The sequence below is a fragment of the Streptomyces sp. GSL17-111 genome (genome assembly GCF_037911585.1).
In the GTDB taxonomy this organism is placed as follows: Bacteria; Actinomycetota; Actinomycetes; order Streptomycetales; family Streptomycetaceae; genus Streptomyces.
Genome location: NZ_JBAJNS010000001.1, coordinates 741,328 through 764,295, shown reverse-complemented (window position 1 = coordinate 764,295; position 22,968 = coordinate 741,328). Strand labels below are relative to the sequence as shown.

Annotated in this window: 3 protein-coding genes; all 3 read right to left on the bottom strand. The window is 74.5% G+C overall.

What is annotated here, in order from left to right; genetic code table 11:
- Nucleotides 1–20 precede the first annotated feature (20 nt).
- Nucleotides 21–6,731 carry a type I polyketide synthase gene (locus V6D49_RS03280; RefSeq protein ID WP_340556932.1) on the bottom strand — a complete coding sequence of 2,237 codons (6,711 nt, stop codon included), beginning with the start codon at nt 6,729–6,731 and terminating at the stop codon, nt 21–23.
- 14 nt (nt 6,732–6,745) lie between these two features.
- Entirely contained in the window at nt 6,746–12,367 is a 5,622-nt protein-coding gene (locus tag V6D49_RS03275; RefSeq protein WP_340556930.1) for a type I polyketide synthase, read from the bottom strand.
- Between the two features lie 103 nt (nt 12,368–12,470).
- Nucleotides 12,471–22,916 (bottom strand): type I polyketide synthase, encoded by a 10,446-nt coding sequence (locus tag V6D49_RS03270; protein WP_445330614.1) that lies wholly within the window; start codon nt 22,914–22,916, stop codon nt 12,471–12,473.
- Between the last annotated feature and the right edge of the window lie 52 nt (nt 22,917–22,968).

The following is a 22,968-nucleotide window of genomic DNA, read 5'->3' as shown; positions in this document are numbered from 1 at the left end:
CGTGGCCCTTCCGTACGGGTTCAGTGGCCGTCGGCGCCGAGCGCCAGATCGATCAGGTCGTCGGCGTCCAACGCGTCCAGCTGGTCGTCGTCGTCCGGCGCGCCGGGGTCGTGGTTTCGGGTGTCACCCGCCGTGCCCTCCGGCGCCCCACCGGGCTCCGCCAGGGCCAGGAGCGGTGTGAGCAGCCCGGCGGCCCGCAGCCGCTGCGGCGACACCGTCGCCAGCAGCCGTCGCACCTCCTCGTCGGCGGCTCCGTCCGCGCCGCCCGGGGCGTCGATCGGGGCGCCGGCCGGGGCATCGCCGGGCGAGGCCGGAACCAGCTCGCGCAGCAGGTGTTCCGTCAGGGCCTGGGGCGTGGGGTGGTCGAACACCACCGTTGCGGGCAGCCGGAGCCCTGTCGCGGCGCCCAGCCGGTTGCGCAGCTCCACCGCCGTCAAGGAGTCCAGCCCCAGCTGCTTGAACGCCTGCTGCGGGCCGACCACCGAGGTGCCGGCGTGCCCCAGGACCAGGGCGACGTGGTCGCGCACCAGGTCGAGCAGCACCCGCTCACGCTCCGCGCCCGGCAGGGCCGAAAGCCGTCGCACCAGTGCGGCGCCCGCCGACTCCCCGCCCCCGCTGCCGGTCGCCGCCGCGACGGTGCGCCGGACGGACCGGCGGCCCACCAACCCTTCCAGCAGCGGCGGGAGCTGCCCCGCACGCCGAAGCGCTCCGAGGTCCAGCGGCAGCGCCACCGCCCGGGCCCGGCCACCGGGCAGCGCGGCGTCGAACAGCGCCAGCCCCTCCGCGTCCGTCAACGTGCCCATACCGGACCGCTGCAGCCGGGCCAGGTCGGCCGCGCCCAGGTGACCGGTCATCCCGCTCGCCCGCTCCCACAGGCCCCAGGCGATGGACACACCGGCCATACCCTGGGCCCGGCGGTGCTCCGCGAGCGCGTCCAGGAAGGCGTTGGCCGCCGCGTAGTTGCCCTGCGCCGGGCCACCGAGCAGCGCCGCCGACGAGGAGAACAGGACGAAGGCGGCCAGGTCGGCGTCCCGGGTCAGCTCGTGCAGATGCCACGCCGCGTCCACCTTCGGACGCAGGACCCGCTCCAACCGCTCGGGCGTCAGCGAGCCGATCAGGGCGTCGTCCAGCACACCCGCCGCGTGGACGACACCCGTCAGCGGGTGCGCCGCCGGGATCTCCGCCAGCACCGCCGCGAGCGCCTCGCGATCCGCGCTGTCACACGCCACGAGGTTCACCTCGGCGCCCGCCGCGACCAGGGCGTCCCGCAACTCCCCGGCGCCCTCGGCCTCCGCGCCCCGGCGGCCGAGCAGCAGCAGCCGCCGCACACCGTGCCGGGCCACCAGATGCCGGGCCACCAGCCCGCCCAGCACCCCGGTACCGCCGGTGATCAACACCGTTCCGTCCGGGTCCAGCTCGGCCGGCGGCATCGTCAGCACGATCTTTCCGACGTGCCGGGCCAGGCTCATGTACCGGAAGGCGTCCGGGCCCCGCCGCACGTCCCAGGCCGACGTCGGCAGGGGCCGCAGCGTCCCGGCGGCGAACAGCGACATCAGCTCGCCCGTCATCCGGCCGATCCGCTCGTGGCCCGCGTCGATGAGATCGAACCAGTGGTACGTGACGCCGGGGTGCTCGGCCGCCACCCGACCGGCGTCCCGGACGTCGGTCTTCCCCATCTCCACGAAGCGCCCGCCGTCCTCCAGCAGCCGCAGCGAGGCGTCCACGAACGGCCCGGCCAGCGAGTTCAGCACGACGTCCACCCCGCGTCCCCCGGTGGCCGCGCGGATCCGCTCCTCGAAGTCCAGCGACCGGGACGAGGCGATGCGCTCCTCGGGCACCCCGAGCTCCCGCAGTGTCTCCCACTTGGCGGGGCTCGCCGTCGCGTAGACCTCGGCGCCCAGGTGCCGCGCCAACTGGAGCGCCGCCAGCCCCACGCCCCCGGTGGCCGCGTGGATCAGCACCGACTCGCCGGGGCGGAGCTTCGCCAGGTCCACCAGCCCGTAGAACGCGGTGAGGAAGGCGATCGGCACGGAGGCGCCCTCCGCGTACGTCCAGTCCGGCGGCAGCGGCACCAGCAGCCGCGCGTCCACCACCGCGACCGGGCCGAACGACCTCGGCACCATGCCCATCACCCGGTCACCGGGGGCCAGATCCCGCACCCCGGGGCCGACCTCCAACACGATCCCCGCCGCCTCACCCCCCATCACGTCCTGGTCCACCATGCCCAGACCGAGCAGCACGTCCCGGAAGTTGACCCCGGCGGCCCGGACCGCGACCCGCACCTGACCCGCCGGAAGCTCGGCCACCGCCTCGGGGCACGGCACCAGGGCCACGTTGGCCAAGGTGCCCTTGCCAGTGGTGTCCAGCCGCCAGGCCGTCCCGTCCCCAGACGGCCGCAGCAGCTCCTCCGACGCCGCCCGGACGAGGCGGGGGACCCGCATCGTGCCGTCCCGCAGCGCCAGTTGCGGCTCCGAGGAGGCCAGAGCGCGGGGGAGCGCCGCCCGGGACGACTCCCGCGCGTCGAGATCGACCAGCGTGAACCGGCCCGGGTGCTCGGACTGCGCCGACCGCAGCAGCCCCCACAGCGTCGAGCGCACCACGTCCGACGGCGCCTCGCCCGTACCGGCCGCCACGGCGCCCCGGGTCAGGAGCACCAGCCGTCCGGTGAACCGTTCGTCGGCCGACCACTCGCGGACGACGTCGAGGACGCGGCGCACCTCCGCCCGTACCGCACCCGGCACGTCGGTCGCGGCGGCGACCGCGCTGTCGTCCGCCGGCTCGCCATCGCGTGTGTCCGTGGTCCAGCAGGGCAGGAGCAGCGTCTCGTCACCCCCCACCGACTCCAGGGTGCTGCGGACGGGGAGGCCGAGACGCTGATCGTCCGCACCGAGGACGACCAGCCCGTGCGCCTCGGCGTCCGGCACGGGTCGTTCGGACCAGTCGAGGTGGAACAAGGCATCCGGCACCTCGGAAGCGGTCGCCGCCAACTGCTCCTGGTCGACCGGGCGGGCCAGCAGCGAGCCGACCTCCACCACCGGCGCCCCGGTACCGTCGGCGGCGTTGAGCACCACGGCGTCCGGGCCGCACGGCGCGATCCGCACCCGCAGGGTCTCCGCCCCTGCGGCGTGGAGTCGCACGTCACTCCAGGCGAACGGCAGCCGCACCGTCCGGCCCCCGTCCGGCCCGTCGCCTCCGTCCGCGTCGTCGCCCTGGGCGGGCTTGTCGGCGAGCGAGGCGTGCAGGGCCGCGTCCAGCAGCGCCGGATGGAGGCCGAACGCGGACGCCTCCGTGCGCTGCTCGGGAGCCAGCGCGACCTCGGCGAACCGTTCGTCGCCGCGTCGCCACAGCGCACGCAACCCCCGGAACGCGGAGCCGTACCCGAGCCCCAGCTCGGCCGCCTGCTCGTAGAGGCCGCTCACGTCCACCGCTTCGGCTCCCACGGGTGGCCACTGCGCCAGGTCCCAGTCCGGCCGGGCCTCGTCGGAGGCGACGAAACCGGTGGCGTGACACGTCCAGTCGGCATCGTCCACCGCGCGATCGGGCCGGGCGTGCACGGCGAGCGTGCGCCGTCCCGCCTCGTCCGGCGCGCCCACGGTGACCTGGAGCCGTACCGCGTCCTTCTCCGGCAGGACGAGCGGCGCGTGCAACGTCAGCTCTTCGACCAGGGCGCAGCCGACCCGGTCCGCCGCGCACACCGCCACCTCCACGAGCGCGGCCCCCGGCACGATCACCGTGTCCCACACCGCGTGATCGGCCAGCCACGGCTGCGTGCTCCGGGACAGCCGACCGGTCAGCACCAGTCCGTCGCCCTCCGCGAGCGGCACGGCCGCGCCCAGCAGCGGATGCCCGGCGGCGTCCAGCCCGACGGCCGCCACCTCACCGGCCGACCTTGTGGCGGTGAGCCAGTAGCTCTGGTGTTGGAAGGGGTAGGTGGGGAGGTTGAGGTGGTGGTTGGTCTGGTTGGTGGTGTGGTTCCAGTGTGTGGGGATGCCGTGGGTGGTGGTGTGGGCGGCGTTGGTGAGGAGTTGGTGCCAGGCGTTCTTGTTGCGGTGGAGGGTGCCGGTGATGAGGAGGGGTGTGTTGGTGGTTTCGAGGGTGGTTTCGAGGGCGGGGGTGAGGATGGGGTGGGGGCTGATTTCGATGTAGGCGGTGTGGCCTTGGGTGTGGGCGTGTTGGGTGGTTTGGGTGAGGAGGACGGGTTGGCGGAGGTTGGTGTACCAGTAGTCGCCGGTGAGCTGGGTGGTGTCGAGGGTGGTGCCGGTGACGGTGGAGTAGAAGGGGATCTTTGAGGGCTGGGGGGTGATGTCGGTGAGTGATGTCGCGAGGTGGGTTTTGAGGGTTTCGATGTGGTGGGTGTGTGAGGCGTAGTCGACGTCGATCCGCCGCGCTCGGATTTGCTTTTCCTCGCAGTGGGTGAGGAGTTGGTCGAGTGCCTCGGTTTTTCCGGCGATGACGGTGGTGTGGGGTCCGTTGTGGGCGGCGATGCTGAGGTCGGTGGCCCAGGGGGCGATGAGGTCCGTGGTGTCCTCAGGGCTCAGGGGTATGGAGGCCATGCCTCCGGTGCCGCTGAGGGTGCGGAGGGCTTGGGAGCGCAGGGCGGCGATTTTGGCGCCGTCGTTGAGGGTGAGGGCTTCGGCGACGACGGCTGCGGCGATCTCGCCCTGGGAGTGCCCGATGACGGCTGCGGGTTCGATGCCCAGGGAGCGCCACATGGCGGCGAGGGACACCATGACGGCGAACAGGACGGGTTGGATGACGTCGACGCGGGTGATGGGTTCATCACGGCGCAGGACCTCGGTCAGGGACCAGTCCACATGGGGCGCCAGGGCCTCTTCGCAGGCGGCGATCGACTCTCGGAAGACGGCGGAGGTGGCCAGGAGGTCGTGGGCCATGCCGGTCCACTGGGAGCCCTGGCCGGGGAAGACGAAGACCGGGTCGGCGCAGCGGCCTGAGCCGGTCACCACACCGGGGGCCTCTTCGCCTGCTGCGAGGGCGTCGAGGCCGCCCAGGAGTTCGTCGCGGTCGCTGCCGAGGACGACCGCGCGTTGCTCGAACCAGGTGCGGGTCGTCGCCAGGGCGTGGCCGACCTCGTCGGGTGTCCAGTGGGGATGCTCGGCGACGGCTTCCCGCACGCGCGCCGCCTGGGCACGCAGGGCCTCCGGAGTGCGGGCGGATACGGGCCAGGCCGTCACGCCTCCCGTTGACGACGCGCTGCCCGCCTCCCCGGCGGCAGGGTGTCCGGAGCGCTCGGGGTGCGGCGTGGCTTCCGGGGCCTGTTCGAGGATGAGGTGGGCGTTGGTTCCGCTGATGCCGAAGGAGGAGACGGCGGCGCGGCGGGGGCGGCCGGTGTCGGGCCAGGGCTGGTCCTGGGTGAGGAGGCGGACGGCTCCGGTGGTCCAGTCGACGTGGGGGGTGGGTTCGTCGACGTGGAGGGTGGAGGGCAGGACGCCGTGCTGCAGGGCGAGGACCATCTTCATGACGCCCGCGACGCCGGCGGCGGCCTGGGTGTGACCGATGTTGGACTTGAGCGAGCCGAGCCACACCGGGCGTTCGGCGGGGCGGTTCTGGCCGTAGGTGGCCAGGAGCGCCTGGGCCTCGATCGGGTCTCCGAGCGTCGTACCGGTCCCGTGCGCCTCCACCGCGTCCACCAGGTCGGCCGACAGCCCCGCCGCGTCGAGCGCGGCCCGGATGACGCGCTGCTGCGCGGGACCGTTCGGCGCGGACAGGCTGCTGGTGGCGCCGTCCTGGTTGACGGCCGAGCCGCGGAGCACCGCCAGCACCGGGTGTCCGAGCCGACGGGCCTCCGACAGCCGCTCGACCAGCACCATGCCCACGCCCTCGCCCCAGGCCGTCCCGTCGGCGGCGGCGGCGAACGACTTGACGCGGCCGTCGGGCGCCAGCCCGTCCACCCGGCTGAAGTCGACGAAGGTGTCCGGAGTCGACATCACGGTCACGCCGCCCGCCAGCGCCATCTCGCACTCGCCGCGCCGCACCGCCTGGGCGGCCAGGTGCAGCGTGACGAGGGAGGACGAGCAGGCGGTGTCGACGGTGACCGCCGGGCCCTCCAGGCCCAGCACGTACGCGATCCGTCCGGAGACCACGCTGCCCGCGTTGCCGCTGCCGAGGAAGGTCGCGACGGTCTCGTCGACCTCACCGAGCCGGGTGGCGTGGTCGTGGTACATCAGTCCGGCGAACACGCCGACCTGGCGGCCGCGCAGCGTGGTCGGATCGATCCCGGCGCGTTCGACGGCCTCCCAGGTGGTCTCCAGGAGCAGCCGCTGCTGCGGGTCCATGGCCAGCGCCTCGCGCGGGCTGATGTCGAAGAACGCCGGGTCGAAGTCGGCGGCCCGATCGAGGAAGCCGCCCTGCCACACGTACGAGGTGCCGCGCCGCTGCCTGCTCGGGTCGTGGAGGTCCTCCTCCGGCCAACCCCGCTCGGCCGGAGGCGGCCCGATGGCGTCGCGTCCCTCAAGGACCAGGCGCCACAGCTCCTCGGGTGTGGTGACGCCGCCCGGGAGTCGGCAGGCCATGCCGACGAGCGCGATCGGCTCGCGGTCGGCCTCCTCCAGCTCGCTCACCCTGCGCCGGGCCTCGCCCAACTCGGTGGTGGCCCAGCGCAGATGCTCGCGGAAGGTGTCGAGCTGGGAGGACGCGGCGTCCTCGGACCGCGACCCGGGGGCCGGTGCGGCTCCGTGCGCCCCGGACGGTGAGGTCGATGACTCATGCGACACGTGCAACCGCTCCTTCATCCGTGCTGCCGGCTCGTTGACGGCCCGCCGTCGGCGGAGCGCATCTGCTTCAGGACCGCGAGGAGTTCGTCGTCGGACGCCTCGGCGAGGTCCGGGGTCCCGGACGCGTCCGGCTCCGGGGCCGTACGGGGCCCGGTGGGCGCGGGGGAGGGCGCCTCGCCGGGCCATCGGGAGACGAGGTCCCGCAGCCGCCGGGCGACGGTCTCCCGGGCGGCGGCGTCGGCCTCGTCGGCGAAGGTGGCGAGGAAGGTCTCCACCCGGTCCAGTTCGGCCAGGGCGGGAGCCAGGTCGGGCGCGGCCGGTCCCGCCTCGGCCAGCTCCGCGCAGAGGTGGTCGGCGATGGCCGAGGCGTTGGGGTGGTCGTAGATCAGGCTGCTCGGAAGCTCGACCCCGGTGGCCTCGAACAGCCGCTCCTGGAGCGTGAGCCCGGACAGGGAGTCGAAGCCCAGGTCCGTGAGCCCCTGGTGCGGGCTGATCTCCTGGGCGGTCACGTCCCCGAGCACCACGGCGGTGTGGGAGAGGACGAGAGCGAGCAGGGCGCGGCGTCGCTCCGGCTCCGCCATGGCCTTCAGCCGCCGGACGTGTGGCTCGCCCTCCGCCGGCTGGGGGTCGGTCGTCGGCGGTTCCGGTGTGGCTGCCGTGGGCCCCGGTCGCTCGGTCGAGGGCGTCTGCGGGTCCGCAGCCGCCGGGCCGCGCAGGAGGGCGGGGAGCCGTTCGGCGTCCCGGGCGTCGCCCAGCCGCTCGGGGTCGAGTCGCAGGGGGACGAGGACCGGCGCCCCGGTCGTCGCGCGGGCGGCGTCGAACAGGCCGAGGGCGTCCTCGGTGGCCAGGGTGCGGATGCCGGACCGCGCGAACCGTTCCCGGTCGGCGCTCCCCAACGCGGCCGTGAGCGCGCTGGATTCGTCCCACGGACCCCAGGCGAGGGAGAGGGCGGGGAGCCCCTGGGCGTGCCGCAGACGGGCGAGGGCGTCGAGGAAGGCGTTGGCCGCCGCGTAGTTGGCCTGACCGGCGCCTCCGAAGGCGCCCGACGCGGAGGAGAACAGGACGAACTGCGTCAGGTCCGTGTCCTTCGTCAGCTCGTGCAGGTGCCAGGCCGCGTCGACCTTCGGTGCGAACGCGGTGGCGAGGTGGCCCTCCGACTGGTTGCCGAGCGTCGCGTCGTCCGTCACGCCCGCCGCGTGCACGACGGCCGTCAGCGGGTGCGCCGGAGGAACCGCCGCGAGGACGGCGGCGAGTGCCGACCGGTCGCCGACGTCGCAGGCGGCCACCGTGACGCGGGCCCCCGCCGCCGCCAGCTCCTGGGCCAGATCGGCGGCGCCCGGTGCCTGTTCGCCACGTCGGCTGACCAGCAGCAGGTGCCGGGCACCCCCTGTGGCCAGCCGCCGGGCCACCTGCGCGCCCAGGGCACCGGTGCCCCCGGTGACGAGCACGGTCCCCTCCGGGTCGGGCTCCCGCAGGTCCCCGGTGTCGCTGCCCGGGGCGGGGGGCGCGGTGGACAGGCGGGGGACCCACAGCGTGTCCCCGCCGATCGCGACCTCCGGCTCCTCCCGCACCGCGCGTACCGCCTGCGCGAGCACCCCGGGGTCCGGTGCTGAGTCTGCCGGTCCTGCCGGTCCTGCCGGGACGGCCAGCAGGCCGAACCTGCGCGGGTGTTCGGTCCGCGCGCTGCGGACCAGCCCCCGCAGGGCGGCGGTGACCAGCCCGGTGGGCGAGCCGTCGGCGGCCGCCGCGTCCTCCTCGGGACGGCCGTCCGCGCCCGGCACCCCGGTCCAGACCGCCACCAGCCTGCTCCCGGTCAGGCCCGGCGCCGCGAGCCAGGCCCGCAGGACGTCCAGCAGCCCGGCCGCCGCCGCGCGCACCGAGGCCGGAACCTTGCGCGGGTCCGCGCCGAGGGCGCCGCCCGGCTTCGTCGCGTGGTCCAGGGGCAGCAGGACCACCTCCGGCGCGGGCGTCCCGTCGGCCACGGCGGCGACGAGCGCGGGCAGATCGGGGTAGCGCGGGCCATCCGCCCACGGCAGCACGTCCCCGCCGCCGATGACGGCGAGCGGCCCGCCGTCGTCAGCCGTGCCCTCCGGCGCCGCGTCGGGCGCGGCGCACCGTGTCCACCGTGGCCGGAGCAGCCCGTCAGGCTCGGCACCGGCACGGGTCCCGGCGCCGGGCTCGGCAGGTCGGCTCAGCAGCGACGACACCGACAGGACCGGCACTCCGGCCGCGTCGGCGGCCCACACGGAGACCGCCTGCCCGGAGTCCGGCGCCCGCCCCTCGGCCGGGGCGAGGCGGACCCGCAGCGCCCCGGCGCCCGCCGGCCCGGCCGTGACGCCGTGCCAGGCGGCCGGAACCCACCGCTCCGCCAACGCCTGCGGATGCGCCACCGGCCACGCCTGGAGTGCGGCGTCCAGCAACGCGGGGTGCAGACCGTACCGGCCCGCCTCCGACTGGAGCCCGCCCGGCGGCGTGACCTCGGCGAACACCTCCGCGTCCCGCCGCCACACCCGCCGCAGCCCCTGGAAGGAGGGCCCGTACGCGATGCCCTGTGCGGCAGCGTGCGAGTGGAACCCCTCGACGGGAACGGCCGTGGCCCCCGGCGGAGGCCAGGTCACCAGGTCGGGGCCGCCGCGCAGGCCCTCCGGCCCCGCCGTCGCCCCGCCCGCGTCGGTGCGCTCCACCGTGCCGGTCACGTGCCGGGTCCAGTCGTGGCCCGCACCGGGCCGGGTCGAGAGGACCAGGCGGCGCCGGCCGTCCGGCCCGGGCGCGGCGAGGTGCAGTCGCAGGGCCCGCTCGGCGGGGCGTCCCGGTTCCGCCGGAGCGCCGGAGCCCGGGACGGTCAGTTCCACCGGGGCGTGCAGGGTCAGTTCCGCCACCCGGACGCACCCGGTGGCCGCGCCCGCCCAGCGGGCCAGCTCCACCAGCGCCGTGCCCGGAACCACGATCCGGCCGCCGACCGTGTGGTCCGCGAGCCAGGGGTGCTCGGCCGTCGACAGCCTCCCGGTGAACAACACGCCGTCGCCATCCGGGAGGTCGACGGCCGCGCCGAGCAGGGGGTGCGCGGCGGGGACCAGCCCGGCGGCCGTCGCGTCGACCGGGGGCGGGCCGTCCGCCAGCCAGTACCGCCGCCGCTGGAAGGGGTACGTCGGCAGGTCCACCGGCGCGGGGCCGTCGGAGCCGGGCTCCGGGAAGACGGCCCTCCACCGCACCGTCACCGCGCTCACGTGCAGCTCGGCGAGCGTCCTCAGCAGCGCGTCCGCGCCGCCGTCGCCCCCGTCGGTGCCGGTGCCGGTGACGGGGGAGGGGACGAGCCGGCCGGGGGTGCCGTCGAGCGCCTCCGTGAGCCGTGCGCCGACCTCGCCCGCGACCCCGACCTCCACGAACAGCCCGTGCCCGCGCTCCGCCAACGCGGCCGCGACCCGCTCCAGATCGTCGGGCTCCAGCGTGGCACGACGCAGCGGCACCCGGGCGGTCGACGGGTCGGGAGCCGCGCCGCCGTGCGCGACGGCGCGGGCCCCCTCCTTGAGCGAAAGCGCGCCCGCGACGCACGCGGCCGCGATCTCCGCGACGTCGAGCCCTCCGCCAGCACCGTTCCCGGCACCATCGGGCCCTGCCTCCCGGCGCCCCGCCACGCCGACGACCGCCGCCGCCCGCACGCCCAGCGCCTCCCACAGACCGGCGAGCGCCACCAGCACCGCCCACCGCGTCACGGGCTCGTCCTCCCCGCCCGGCAGCGCCCCGACGCCCTCGCTCCGCTCCACGCCCGCCGTGCGCGGAGGCAGCGCCTCCACGGCGGCCAGCGCCTCGGCGCACTCCGCGAGCCGCCGGGCGAAGACCGGGAACGCCCGGGCCAGCGGCCCGACCCAGCCGAGACCGGCCGCCAGCGCCTGCTCGGAGAGCACCAGCACCGGCCGCGCCTCCCCGTCCACCGAACCGTGCACCAGCCCGGCGGCGGACCGCCCGGCGGCCAACGCGTCCAGTGCGGGCAGCAGTTCGTCCATCTCGGTGCCGAGCACCACCGCCCGGTGCTCGAAAACCGACCGGCCGTACGCCAACGCCGCGCCCACCGCGTCCGGTGCCGTCCCCGGCCGCCCGGCCAGGTGCTCCGCCAGGCGCGCGGCCTGTGCGCGCAACGCCTCCGGTGTTCGCCCCGCGAGCACCCAGGGCACGGTGACCCCGGCGCGTGACCCGGGCACCCGCGTCTCCTCCGGGGGCGGAGCGGGCTGCTCCAGGACGACGTGCGCGTTCGTGCCGCTGACGCCGAAGGAGGAGACACCGGCGCGACGCGGCCGGTCCGTGTCCGGCCAGGCCCGCCGGGCGACGAGCACGTCCACCGCGCCCGCGTCCCACTCCACGTGCGGGTTCGGCGCCTCCACGTGCAGCGTGCGCGGGAGCACCCCGTGCGCCATGGCCTGCACCATCTTGATCACACCCGCCACTCCGGCGGCGGCCTGGGCGTGGCCGATGTTGGACTTCACCGAGCCGATCCACAGCGGGCGTTCGGCGGGGCGGCCCTGCCCGTAGGTGTCGATGAGCGCCTGCGCCTCGATCGGGTCACCCAGCTCCGTGCCGGTGCCGTGCGCCTCGACCGCGTCCACGTCCGTCGCCGAGAGCCCGGCCGCCGCCAGCGCCTGACCGATGACGCGCCGCTGCGCCGCGCCGCTCGGCGCCGTCAGCCCGCTGCTGGCGCCGTCCTGGTTGACCGCGCTGCCCCGGACGACGGCGAGGACCCGACGCCCGTGCCGCCGGGCGTCGGACAGCCGCTCCAGGAGCAGCATCCCGACGCCCTCACCGAGCGCCGTGCCGTCGGCCTCCGCGGCGAACGCCTTGCAGCGCGCGTCGGCGGCCAGCCCGCGCTGCCGGCTGAACTCCACCAGGGCCAGCGGCGAGGCCATCACCGTCACCCCACCGGCCAGCGCCATCGTGCAGTCGCCGGACCGCAGGGCCTGCACGGCCTGGTGCAGCGCCACCAGCGAGGACGAGCAGGCCGTGTCCAGCGAGACGGCGGGACCTTCGAGCCCGAGCGCGTAGGCGACCCGGCCGGAGGCCACGCTGCCCGTACTGCCGTTGCCCAGGTACCCCTCGAACTCCCCGGGCGCGTTGCGCAGTCGGGCGGCGTAGTCCTGGTAGATCACGCCCGCGAAGACCCCGGTCCGGCTGCCGCGCAGCGTCACCGGGTCGATGCCCGCGCGTTCGACGGCCTCCCAGGAGGTCTCCAGCAGCAGCCGCTGCTGCGGGTCGGTGGCCAGCGCCTCCCGGCCGCTCATGGCGAAGAACGGCGCGTCGAACGCGGCCGGGTCCGCCAGGAAGCCGCCCTCGGAGACGTAGACCTTCCCCGTCCGCGCCGGGTCCGGGTCGTACAACTCCTCGTCCCAGCCCCGGTCCTCCGGCAGCGGCGCGATGACGTCGCGTTCGTCCTCGACCAGACGCCACAGCTCCTCGGGCGAGCCGACCCCGCCCGGGTAGCGGCAGGCCATGCCGACGATCGCGATGGGCTCGCGGGCGGCGTCCTCGGCCGCACGCAGCCGTTGCCGGGTCCGGCGCAGGTCCACGGTCAGCCGCTTCAGCGCGTCGACGACCTTCGCGTCGGTACCGCCCGCGCCCGGGGCTCCAGCTGTCGGATCGCTCGTCATGATGGTGGGCTGACCTTCCGTACGAGGGGGGCTGTGGGGTGGGGACCCGGTGCGCCCGGTGCGTGTGCCGGGCGTGGTGGGGCCTGCGGCGTCGCCGAGCACGTCAGGGCCTGCGCAGCTCGTCGTCGACGATGTCGAGAATGTCGTCCAGGGAGGCTCCCTCGAACGCGTCCTCCGGCTCGGACTCGGCCGGGTCGGGGTGCGGGGCGTCGGCCTGGGCGGTCGGCCCGGACCCGTCCGAGCCGGGCACGGCGGACCCCGCCCGGTGCGGCCCCGCATCGTCGAGCCGCTCCAGCAGCCCGCGCAGCCGCGCCGAGACCCGCTCCCGTTCCGGCCCGGCCGTGCCGGCCGCAGCGCCGCCCAGCAGCCCGGAGGCGACCAGCGCCTTCTCCAGCAGCTCGAGTTCGGGCGCCGCAGGGGTGACGGAACCGGCAACGGGACCGACCCCGCCGTCGACCCCGGCCTCCGCACCGGCCTGCGCACCCGCCTCCTGGAGTCGCACGTCCAGGTGCGCCGCGAGTGCCCCCGGCGTCGGATGGTCGAAGATCAGCGTGGCGGGCAGCCGCAGGCCGGTCGCGGCCCCGAGCCGGTTGCGCAACTCCACGGCCCGCAACGAGTCGAACCCCGTCTCCAGGAAGCCACGGGTGGGACGGACGGCGTCGGCCGAGCTGTGCCCCAGAACGGTAGCCGCCTGGCGGCACACCAACTCCTCCAACGCGTGGGCCCGTTCGCCCGGCGTGAGACCGGCGAGCGCGAGCCGGTCGTCCGCCACCGGCTGCCCGGCCCCGGCAGCAGCCGCGCGCGGCAGACCCCCTCCCGGTGCCAGGTACCGCAACAACGGCGCGACCCCCTCACCGTCGCGCACGGCCGTCAGGTCGAGCCGGATCGGCACCACCACGGCACGGTCCTCCGCGAGCGCCCGGTCCAACAGGTCCAGGCCGTCGTCGCTCGACAGCGGCAGCACACCCGCCCGCCGCATCCGGGCCAACCCGGCCGCGCCCAGACGGCCCGTCAGCTCGCTCGCCTCCGCCCACAGACCCCAGGCCAGGGCGTGGCCAGGCAGCCCCTGGGCCCGACGGAAGCGGGCCAGCGCGTCCAGGTACGCGTTGGCCGCCGCGTAGTTGGCCTGGCCCCCGTTGCCGAGCATCCCGCCCGCCGCCGAGAAGAGGACGAAACGGGTCAGCTCCAGCTCACGGGTGAGCTCGTGGAGATGCCACGCGCCCGCGACCTTGGGCCCCAGGACGGCGGTCACCCGGTCGGCGGTGAGGGTCTCGACCGTGCCGTCGTCCAGCGTCCCCGCCGCGTGGACGACGGCGCCGAGCGGCCGGTCGGCAGGCACGGCACCCAGCACCTCGGCCAGGGCCGCGCGGTCGGAGACGTCACAGGCCGCGACGGTGACCTCGGCACCCAGCTCCCGCAGTTCCGCGCAGAGCCGCTCGGCACCCGGGGCGTCCGGGCCGCGCCGCCCGAGCAGCAGCAGGTGCCGCACCCCGTGCCGTCGCACCAGGTGCCGGGCCACCAGCCCGCCCAGCACCCCGGTACCGCCGGTGATCAACACCGTGCGCCCGGCGTCCCAGGGCGCGGCATCCGACGGGGCCGCCTTCGCGGCACCCGGCGTGGCACGCACCCGGGCAAGTCGCGGCACGAACAGCCGTCCCCCGCGCACCGCGCACTGCCCTCCGCCGTCCCCGTCCGCCGCGACGGCGGCCAGGGCCGCGCGGAGATCCGCCGAGCCGTCCGCATCCCCGGACGTCCCCTGCTCCGCACTCCCGTCGGCGTCCACGATCAGCAGTCGGCCGGGGAACTCGGCCTGCGCCGAGCGCACTGCGCCCCAGACCGCGGCCGCCGCCAGATCCGCGACCTCCTCACCCTCCCGCACCGCCACGGCCCCGCGCGTCAGCAGCACCAACCGCGAGTCCGTGAACCGAGCGTCCGCCGCCCAGGCACGCAGCAGGGCGACCACGCGCCCCACCGCCAGGCCAACGCGATCCGGCACCCGCGACGGATGCGCGGACCACCCGCACGGGACGACGATCACCTCGGGGGACGCGACCGCGTCCGCCGCCGCGTCGAGCAGCCCGGTGGCGACCACGTCCGGGTCCCCGTCGGCGTGCAGCGCGTCCGCCCGGACGACGGCCGTTCGACGAGGTGCCCCGCCCGTGGGCCCGGACACCTCCCGCCACACCGGTTCGTACAGCGACTCCGCCACCACGGCCCCACGGGCCGCCGCCGACACCTGCTCCCGCTCGACCGGGCGTACCGCCAGGGACGAGACGGTCGCGACCGGGGACCCACCGGCGTCCGACACACTCAACGACAGGCTCTCGGGCCCGTCCGGAGCCAGACGCACCCGCAACTCCGTCGCCCCGACCGCGTGCAGGGTGATCCCGCGCCAGGCGAACGGCAGCCGGACCCGGTCGACGCCGTCCACCAGGTGCGTGTGCAGCGCCGCGTCGAGCAGCGCGGGGTGAACGCGGAACCGCTCGGCGTCCGCGTGCGACTCCTGGGGCAGGCACACCTCGGCGAACAACTCCGCACCGCGCCGCCACACCTGCCGCAGCCCGCGGAAGACGGGACCGTACCTCAGACCCTCCTCGGCCAGCCGCTCGTAGAGTCCCTCCACGTTCACCGGCTCGGCCCCGGCCGGGGGCCACGTTCCGGCCCAGGCACCGGACGCCGTGGCGTCCGCCGCGCCGGCCGCGCCGTCCGTCGGCACGGTGGGGGAGAGGACGGCGGACGCGTGGAGCGTCCAGGTGTGGTGGTCGGCCGTGCTGTGCACGGTGAGGGTGCGGCTGCCGTCGTCGGCGGGCGGCTCCGTACGGACGTACACGGTCCGGGCGGCGTCGGCGCCGAGGACCAGCGGTGCGTGCAGCGTCAGCTCCTCGACGTACGGGGTTCCGGCGTGGTGCGCCGCGTGCAGCGTCAGGTCGAGCAGACCGGTGCCGGGTAGCAGGACCGTGTCCCACACCGCGTGATCGGCGAGCCAGGGGTGCGTGCCCGTGGCCAGGGTGCCGGTGTGCAGGGTGGCCCCGTCCGGCAGCGTGGTCGCTACGGCGAGCAGCGGATGCTCGGCGGAGGAGAGCCCGGCCGACCGCACGAGCGCGTCGGGCGCCGGCGCACTGTCCAGCCAGTAGTGGGTGCGTTGGAAGGGGTAGGTGGGGAGGTCGATGTGGTGGGTGGGGCGTGGTTCTGGGGCTGTGGTGGGGATGCCGTGGGTGGTGGTGTGGGCGGCGTTGGTGAGGAGTTGGTGCCAGGCGTTCTTGTTGCGTTGGAGGGTGCCGGTGATGAGGACGGGTGTGTTGGTGGTTTCGAGGGTGGTTTCCAGTGCGGGGGTGAGGATGGGGTGGGGGCTGATTTCGATGTAGGCGGTGTGGCCGTTTTGGTGGGCGTGTTGGGTGGTGTGGGTGAGGAGGACGGGTTGGCGGAGGTTGGTGTACCAGTAGTCGGCGGTGAGCTGGGTGGTGTCGAGGGTGGTGCCGGTGACGGTGGAGTAGAAGGGGATCTTCGACGGCTGGGGGGTGATGTCGGTGAGGGTGGTGGTGAGGTGGGTTTTGAGGGTTTCGATGTGGTGGGTGTGTGAGGCGTAGTCGACGTCGATGCGTCGGGCCCGGATGTCGTTGTTCTCGCAGTGGGTGAGGAGTTGGTCGAGTGCCTCGGTGTTTCCGGCGATGACGGTGGTGTGGGGTCCGTTGTGGGCGGCGATGCTCAGCTCGGAGGCCCAGGGGGCGATGAGGTTCGTGGTGTCCTCAGGGCTCAGGGGTATGGAGGCCATGCCTCCGGTGCCGCTGAGGGTGCGGAGGGCTTGGGAGCGTAGGGCTGCGATTTTGGCGCCGTCGTTGAGGGTGAGGGCTTCGGAGACGACGGCTGCGGCGATCTCGCCCTGGGAGTGCCCGATGACGGCTGCGGGTTCGACGCCCAGGGAGCGCCACATGGCGGCGAGGGACACCATGACCGCGAACAGGACGGGTTGGATGACGTCGACGCGGGTGATGGGCTCGTCGCTGCGCAGGACCTCGGTCAGCGACCAGTCCACATGGGGCGCCAGGGCCTCTTCGCAGGCGGCGATGGATTCTCGGAAGACGGCGGAGGTGTTCAGGAGGTCGTGGGCCATGCCGGCCCATTGGGAGCCCTGGCCGGGGAAGATGAAGACGGGTCGTTCGGCCTGTCCGTGTCCGGTGATAACGCCGGGGGCTTCCTCGCCTGTGGCGAGGGTGTCGAGGCCGTGGAGGAGTTCGTCGCGGTCGGTGCCGAGGATGACGGCGCGGTGGTCGAGGAAGGCACGCTGGGTGACCAGGGCATCGGCCACCTCACGCACGTCGTCGGAGGTCTCCCGCAGGTGCGCCGCCAGACGTCCCGCCTGAGCGCGTAGGGCGTTCCCGTCCCGCGCGGACAGCACCAGCGACACCACCGGCAGGGACTCCGCTGCGGCGGTCTCGGAAGCGCTGGCGGGTTCGGGCACCGGGGTCTGACCCTGTGGCTCCTCAGGTGCTTCCTCCAGGACGAGGTGGGCGTTGGTGCCGCTGATGCCGAAAGCGGACACTCCGGCCCTGCGGCGCCGTCCACCCTTCGGCCAGTCACGCTGTTCGGTGAGCACTTCCATCGTCCCGTCCGACCAGTCGACGTGCGTCGTCGGCTCGGTGACGTGCAGGGTGGACGGCAGGACGTCGTGCTGGAGGGCGAGGACCATCTTCATCACGCCCGCGACCCCGGCGGCGGCCTGGGTATGGCCGATGTTGGACTTCAACGAACCGAGCCGCAGCGGTCGTTCGACGGGACGCTTCGCTCCGTAGGTCGACAGCAGCGCCTGCGCCTCGATCGGGTCACCCAGCCGGGTGCCGGTGCCGTGCGCCTCGACGGCGTCCACCTCTTCGGGAGCCACCCCGGCGTCCGCCAACGCTGCCCGGATGACGCGCTCCTGTGCGGGTCCGTTGGGTGCGGCGAGGCCGTTGGAGGCCCCGTCCTGGTTGATGGCTGAGCCCCGCACGACGGCCAGCACCCGGCGCCCGTTGCGACGGGCGTCCGAGAGGCGTTCCAGCAGCAGCACCCCGGCGCCCTCCGCCAGACCGAAGCCGTCCGCGTCGTCGGAGAACGCCTTGCAGCGCGCGTCCTCCGCCAGCGCGCCCATCCGACCGAAGCCGATGAACACGTCCGGCGTCGGCATCACCACGACACCGCCCGCCAGCGCCATCGTCGACTCGTTGCTGCGGAGTGAACGCACCGCCAGGTGCAGCGCGACCAGGGACGACGAGCAGGCCGTGTCCACCGTGACGGCCGGGCCCTCCAGCCCGAAGGTGTAGGCCAGCCGGCCCGAGATGACGCTCGTCACGCCCCCGGTGATCACGTAGTCCTGCACGGCCTGCGGGGCGTCGGCGGACCGTTGCCCGTAGCCGTGCCCCATCGCGCCGATGAACGCGCCGGTGCGGCTGCCGCGCAGCGAGGCCGGGTCGACGCCCGCGCGCTCGAACGCCTCCCAGGTGGTCTCCAGGAGCAGCCGCTGCTGCGGGTCCATGGCCAGCGCCTCGCGCGGCCCGATGCCGAAGAACGCCGCGTCGAACCCGCTGACGTCCGCCAGGAAGCCGCCGCGCAGAACGCCGGGGTCCTCGACGCCGAACGCTTGACCCTGTCCCCAGCCGCGCGCGGCGGGCGGCGAGGAGACCGCGTCACCGCCCTCGGCCAGCAGCCGCCACAGGGACTCGGGGGAGTCGACGCCGCCGGGGAAGCGACACGCCATCCCGACGATCGCGATGGCGTCCTCGTCATCCCGAAGCTCGCCGCCCTGATCCGCCGGACCGGACCGGAGGTCCTCTACGGCCTCCTCCTCCGCCCGGGGGAGGAGCTGCTCCCGCAGATACCCGACGAGAGCGCGCGGCGTCGGCCGGTCGAAGACCAGGGTCGCGGGCAGACGCAAGCCGGTCTCCCGGTTCAACCGGTTGCGCAGCTCCACGGCCGTCAGCGATTCGAAGCCGAGATCCTTGAACGCGCGGTCCGGGGAGAGGGCCTCCGTCCCGCCGTGGCCGAGCACCGTTCTCGCGAGCGAGTCGACACGTTCGAGCAGGACGCGTTCGGCGTCCGCCGGGGACAGGCCGTCCAAGCGCGCCCGCAACTCCGCACCGGCCACCGGGCCTTCGCCGCCCTGGCCCTCGGCGTCCGCCGTGGCCGTCGTGCTGCGCTCCGACACGGACCGAGCGGCCGGCAGTTCGGCGAGCAGACGACTCGGCCGCATCGCGGTGAACAGCGGCACGAACCGCTCCCAGTCGATGTCCGAGACCGCGACGAAGGTGTCGTCGTGGTCGAGCGCCTGTTCCAGCGCCGCCAGCGCCAGCTCGGGCCGCATGAGCGGCAAGCCCTGACGGCGTACCCGCTCGCGCGTCGCTTCCACATCGGTGTCGCCCAGGTTGCGCCACGTGTTGACGGCGTCCTCCCAGACGCCCCAGGCCACGGATGTCATCGGCAGTCCCCGGGCCCGACCCCGTTCCGCCCAGGCGTCCAGCGCCGCGTTGGCCGCCGCGTACGCCGCGTGATCGCCGCTACCCCAGAACCCGGCGATCGAGGAGAACAGCACGAACGCGTCCAGCTCCTCCGCGTCGAGCAGCTCCACCAGGTGCTCGGTTCCGTCCACCTTGGCGGCCAGAACGGCGTCGAAGCTTTCGGCGGTCGTCCCCTCGAACGGCGCCAACTCGATGTACGCGGCCGTGTGCAGCACGGTGCGCACGACGTGGCCCTCCGCGCGCAGCCGCGCCAGCAGAGCCGCGACGGCCTCGCGGTCCGACACGTCGCAGGCCGCCACCGTCACCCGGACACCGGCGGCGGACAACTCCGCCGACAGCTCGGCTGCCCCCGGCGCGTCGGCCCCCGAACGGCTCACCAGCACCAGATGCTCGGCACCGGTCTCGGCCAGCCGCCGCGCCAGCCGGGGAGCGAGACTCCCCGTCCCGCCGGTGATCAGTACCGTTCCCCTGGGCCGCCAGCGGCGCCCCGGCTCCACGTCCCCGGTCGCTGCGCCCACCATCCGTCGGACGGCGACGGTCCCGCGACGCACGGCCACCTGGTCCTCGCCGCCGCCGTCGACGGGGACGCGCAGCAGAGCGGTGAGGGACGACTCGTCCGGCTCCTGGGGCAGATCGATCAAACCGCCCCAGAGGCGGGGGTGTTCCAGCGCGACGACGCGACCCAGACCCCACAGTTGTGCCTGCACCGGATCGGCCGGGGCGTCCCCGGACGCCGCCGACACCGCGCCCCGCGTCACGCACCACAGCGGTGCCCGACTCCCGAGGTCCACCCACGCCTGGGCCAGCGCCAGCGTGAGACCCACGCCGACGGGGAGCGCCCGGTGCCGGGAGTCGCGCCCTCCGTCCCACGCGAGGAACGACAGCACACCGGCCGGCGCCTCCTCGCCGCCCGCGCCCAGCGCACGCAGTCGCCCGGCCAACGCCGCCCGGTCGGCGTCCGCCGCCGACAGCTCCACCGTCACCACACGCACCCCGTGGCGGGTGAGCATCCGTGTCGTCTCCGCGACCCACGGCGACTCCACGTGCCCCGTGGGCACCACGACCCACCACGTACCCGTCAGCCGCCCGTGCCCGCTCCACTCCAGCGGCCGCCACTCGGCACGGTAACGCCAGGCGTCGACCGTCGCCCGCTCCTTGCTCCGCCGACGCCACGAGGACAGCGTGGGCAGCACGGCCGACAGCGACGAGCCCTGCTCCTCGTCCACGTCCAGCGTCCGGACCAACTCGCCGAGGTCCTGTGCCTCGACCGCTTCCCAGAACGCCGCGTCAGGCCCGTGCGCCGGACCCGCCTCCGTCGCGGCGGCGTCCGGCTCGTCCGCGATCCACAGGTGCTGGTGTTGGAAGGGGTAGGTGGGGAGGTTGAGGTGGTGGGTGGCCTGGTTGGTGGTGTGGTTCCAGTGTGTGGGGATGCCGTGGGTGGTGGTGTGGGCGGCGTTGGTGAGGAGTTGGTGCCAGGCGTTCTTGTTGCGTTGGAGGGTGCTGGTGATGAGGACGGGGTGGGGTTCGAGGGTGGTTTCGAGGGCGGGGGTGAGGATGGGGTGGGGGCTGATTTCGATGTAGGCGGTGTGGCCTTGGGTGTGGGCGTGTTGGGTGGTGTGGGTGAGGAGAACGGGTTGGCGGAGGTTGGTGTACCAGTAGTCGGCGGTGAGCTGGGTGGTGTCGAGGGTGGTGCCGGTGACGGTGGAGTAGAAGGGGATCCTTGACGGCTGGGGGGTGATGTCGGTGAGTGATGTCGCGAGGTGGGTTTTGAGGGTTTCGATGTGGTGGGTGTGTGAGGCGTAGTCGACGTCGATGCGTCGGGCCCGGATGTCGTTGTTCTCGCAGTGGGTGAGGAGTTCTTCCAGTGCCTCGGTGTTTCCGGCGATGACGGTGGTGTGGGGTCCGTTGTGGGCGGCGATGCTGAGGTCGGTGGCCCAGGGTTGAAGCAGCGTGGTGGTGTCTTCGGGGCTCATCGGTAGGGAGGCCATGCCTCCGGTGCCGCTGAGGGTGCGCAGGGCTTGGGAGCGCAGGGCGGCGATTTTGGCGCCGTCGTTGAGGGTGAGGGCTTCGGAGACGACGGCTGCGGCGATCTCGCCCTGGGAGTGCCCGATCACCGCCGCCGGTTCGACGCCCAGGGAGCGCCACATCGCGGCGAGGGACACCATGACCGCGAACAGCACGGGCTGGATGACGTCGACGCGGGTGATGGGCTCGTCGCTGCGCAGGACCTCGGTCAGCGACCAGTCCACGTACGGGTTGAGGGCTTCCTCGCAGGCGGCGATGGATTCCCGGAAGACGGCGGAGGTGTTCAGGAGGTCGTGGGCCATGCCGGCCCATTGCGAGCCTTGACCCGGGAAGACGAAGACGGGTCGTTCGGCCTGTCCGTGTCCGGTGATGACCCCGGGGGTTTCCTGACCGGTGGCGAGGGTGTCGAGGCCGTGGAGGAGTTCGTCGCGGTCGGTGCCGAGGATGACGGCGCGGTGGTCGAGGAAGGCACGCTGGGTGATCAGGGCATCGGCCACCTCACGGACGTCGTCGGAGGTCTCCCGCAGGTGCGCCGCCAGACGTCCCGCCTGGGCCTGCACGGCACGGGCGCTGCGCCCCGACAGCACCAACGAGATCACCGACGTCTCCGCCTCGGCCTCGGCATCCCGGGGGGCGCCGGGAACGGCCACGGGGGCGGGACCGGGCGTTTCGTCGGGTGCCTGCTCGAGGATGACGTGCGCGTTGGTGCCGCTGATGCCGAAGGAGGAGACGGCGGCCCGGCGCGGCCGGTCCACGGCCGGCCAGGGGCGCTGCTCGGTGAGCAGTTCGACGCCCCCCGATCCCCAGTCGACGTACGGGGAGGGAGCGTCCACGTGCAGGGTCTGCGGGAGGACGCCGTGGCGCAGGGCGAGGACCATCTTCATCACCCCACCGACGCCGGCGGCGGCCTGGGCGTGGCCGATGTTCGACTTCAACGATCCCAGCCACAGGGGTCGTTCGGCGGGTCGGTTCTGCCCGTAGGTGTCGATGAGGGCCTGTGCCTCGATCGGGTCACCCAGCTTGGTGCCGGTGCCGTGCGCCTCGACCGCGTCCACGTCCGCAGGCGTCAGTCCGGCGCTGCCGAGCGCCTGCCGGATCGCGCGTTCCTGCGCCGGGCCGTTCGGCGCGGAGAAGCCGCTGCTGGCGCCGTCCTGGTTGACGGCCGAGCCGCGCACGACGGCCAGCACGCGGTGCCCGGCCCGGCGGGCGTCGGACAACCGCTCCAGCACCAGCACACCCACGCCTTCGGCCCAGCCGGTGCCCTGGGCCCCGGCCGCGAAGGAGCGGCAGCGGCCGTCGGGGGAGAGGGCACGCTGGCGGCTGAACTCGACGAAGCTCACCGGCGTGGTCATCACCGTCACACCGCCGACCAGTGCCATCGAGCACTCGCCCTGGCGCAGGGACTGGCCCGCCAGGTGCAGGGCCACCAGCGAGGAGGAGCAGGCCGTGTCCACCGTGACCGCCGGGCCTTCCAGCCCGAGGGTGTAGGCGACGCGCCCCGACACCACGCTGCCGAGGCTCCCCGTCATCAGGTAGCCCTCCAGGCCGTCGGGCGCCCGGCGCAGACGGGAGGCGTAGTCCTGGTGCATGACGCCCGCGAAGACGCCCGTGCGAGTGCCGCGCACCGAGGTCGGGTCGATGCCCGACCGCTCCAGGGCTTCCCACGACGTCTCCAGCAGTAGCCGCTGCTGCGGGTGCATGGCCGTCGCCTCGCGCGGGCTGATGCCGAAGAACCCGGGGTCGAAGTGGGCGGCACCGCGCAGAAAGCCGCCGGAGCGTGTGTACGTCCGGCCGATGGCCTCGGGGTCCGGGTCGTACAGACCCGCGACGTCCCACCCCCGGTCCTCGGGGAAGTCGGAGACGGCGTCGGTGCCGTTCGTCACCAGGCGCCACAGATCCTCGGGCGAGGTGACGTCCCCCGGGTACCGGCAGGCCATGCCGACGACGGCCAGCGGCTCGTCGGCGGCGGCAGCGGCGGCGGTCAGCCTGCGGTTCTGCTGCCGCAGCAGCTCGGCCTCTTTGAGCGAGGCGCGCAGTGCCTTGACGACTTGCTCGTTCGACGCGGTCATCGGGGGTCTCCGAACCTCT

What these genes read in the sequence shown, in the direction of transcription:
- V6D49_RS03275 (WP_340556930.1), bottom strand. Translation starts at nt 12,367, where the DNA reads ATGACGAGCGATCCGACAGCTGGAGCCCCGGGCGCGGGCGGTACCGAC.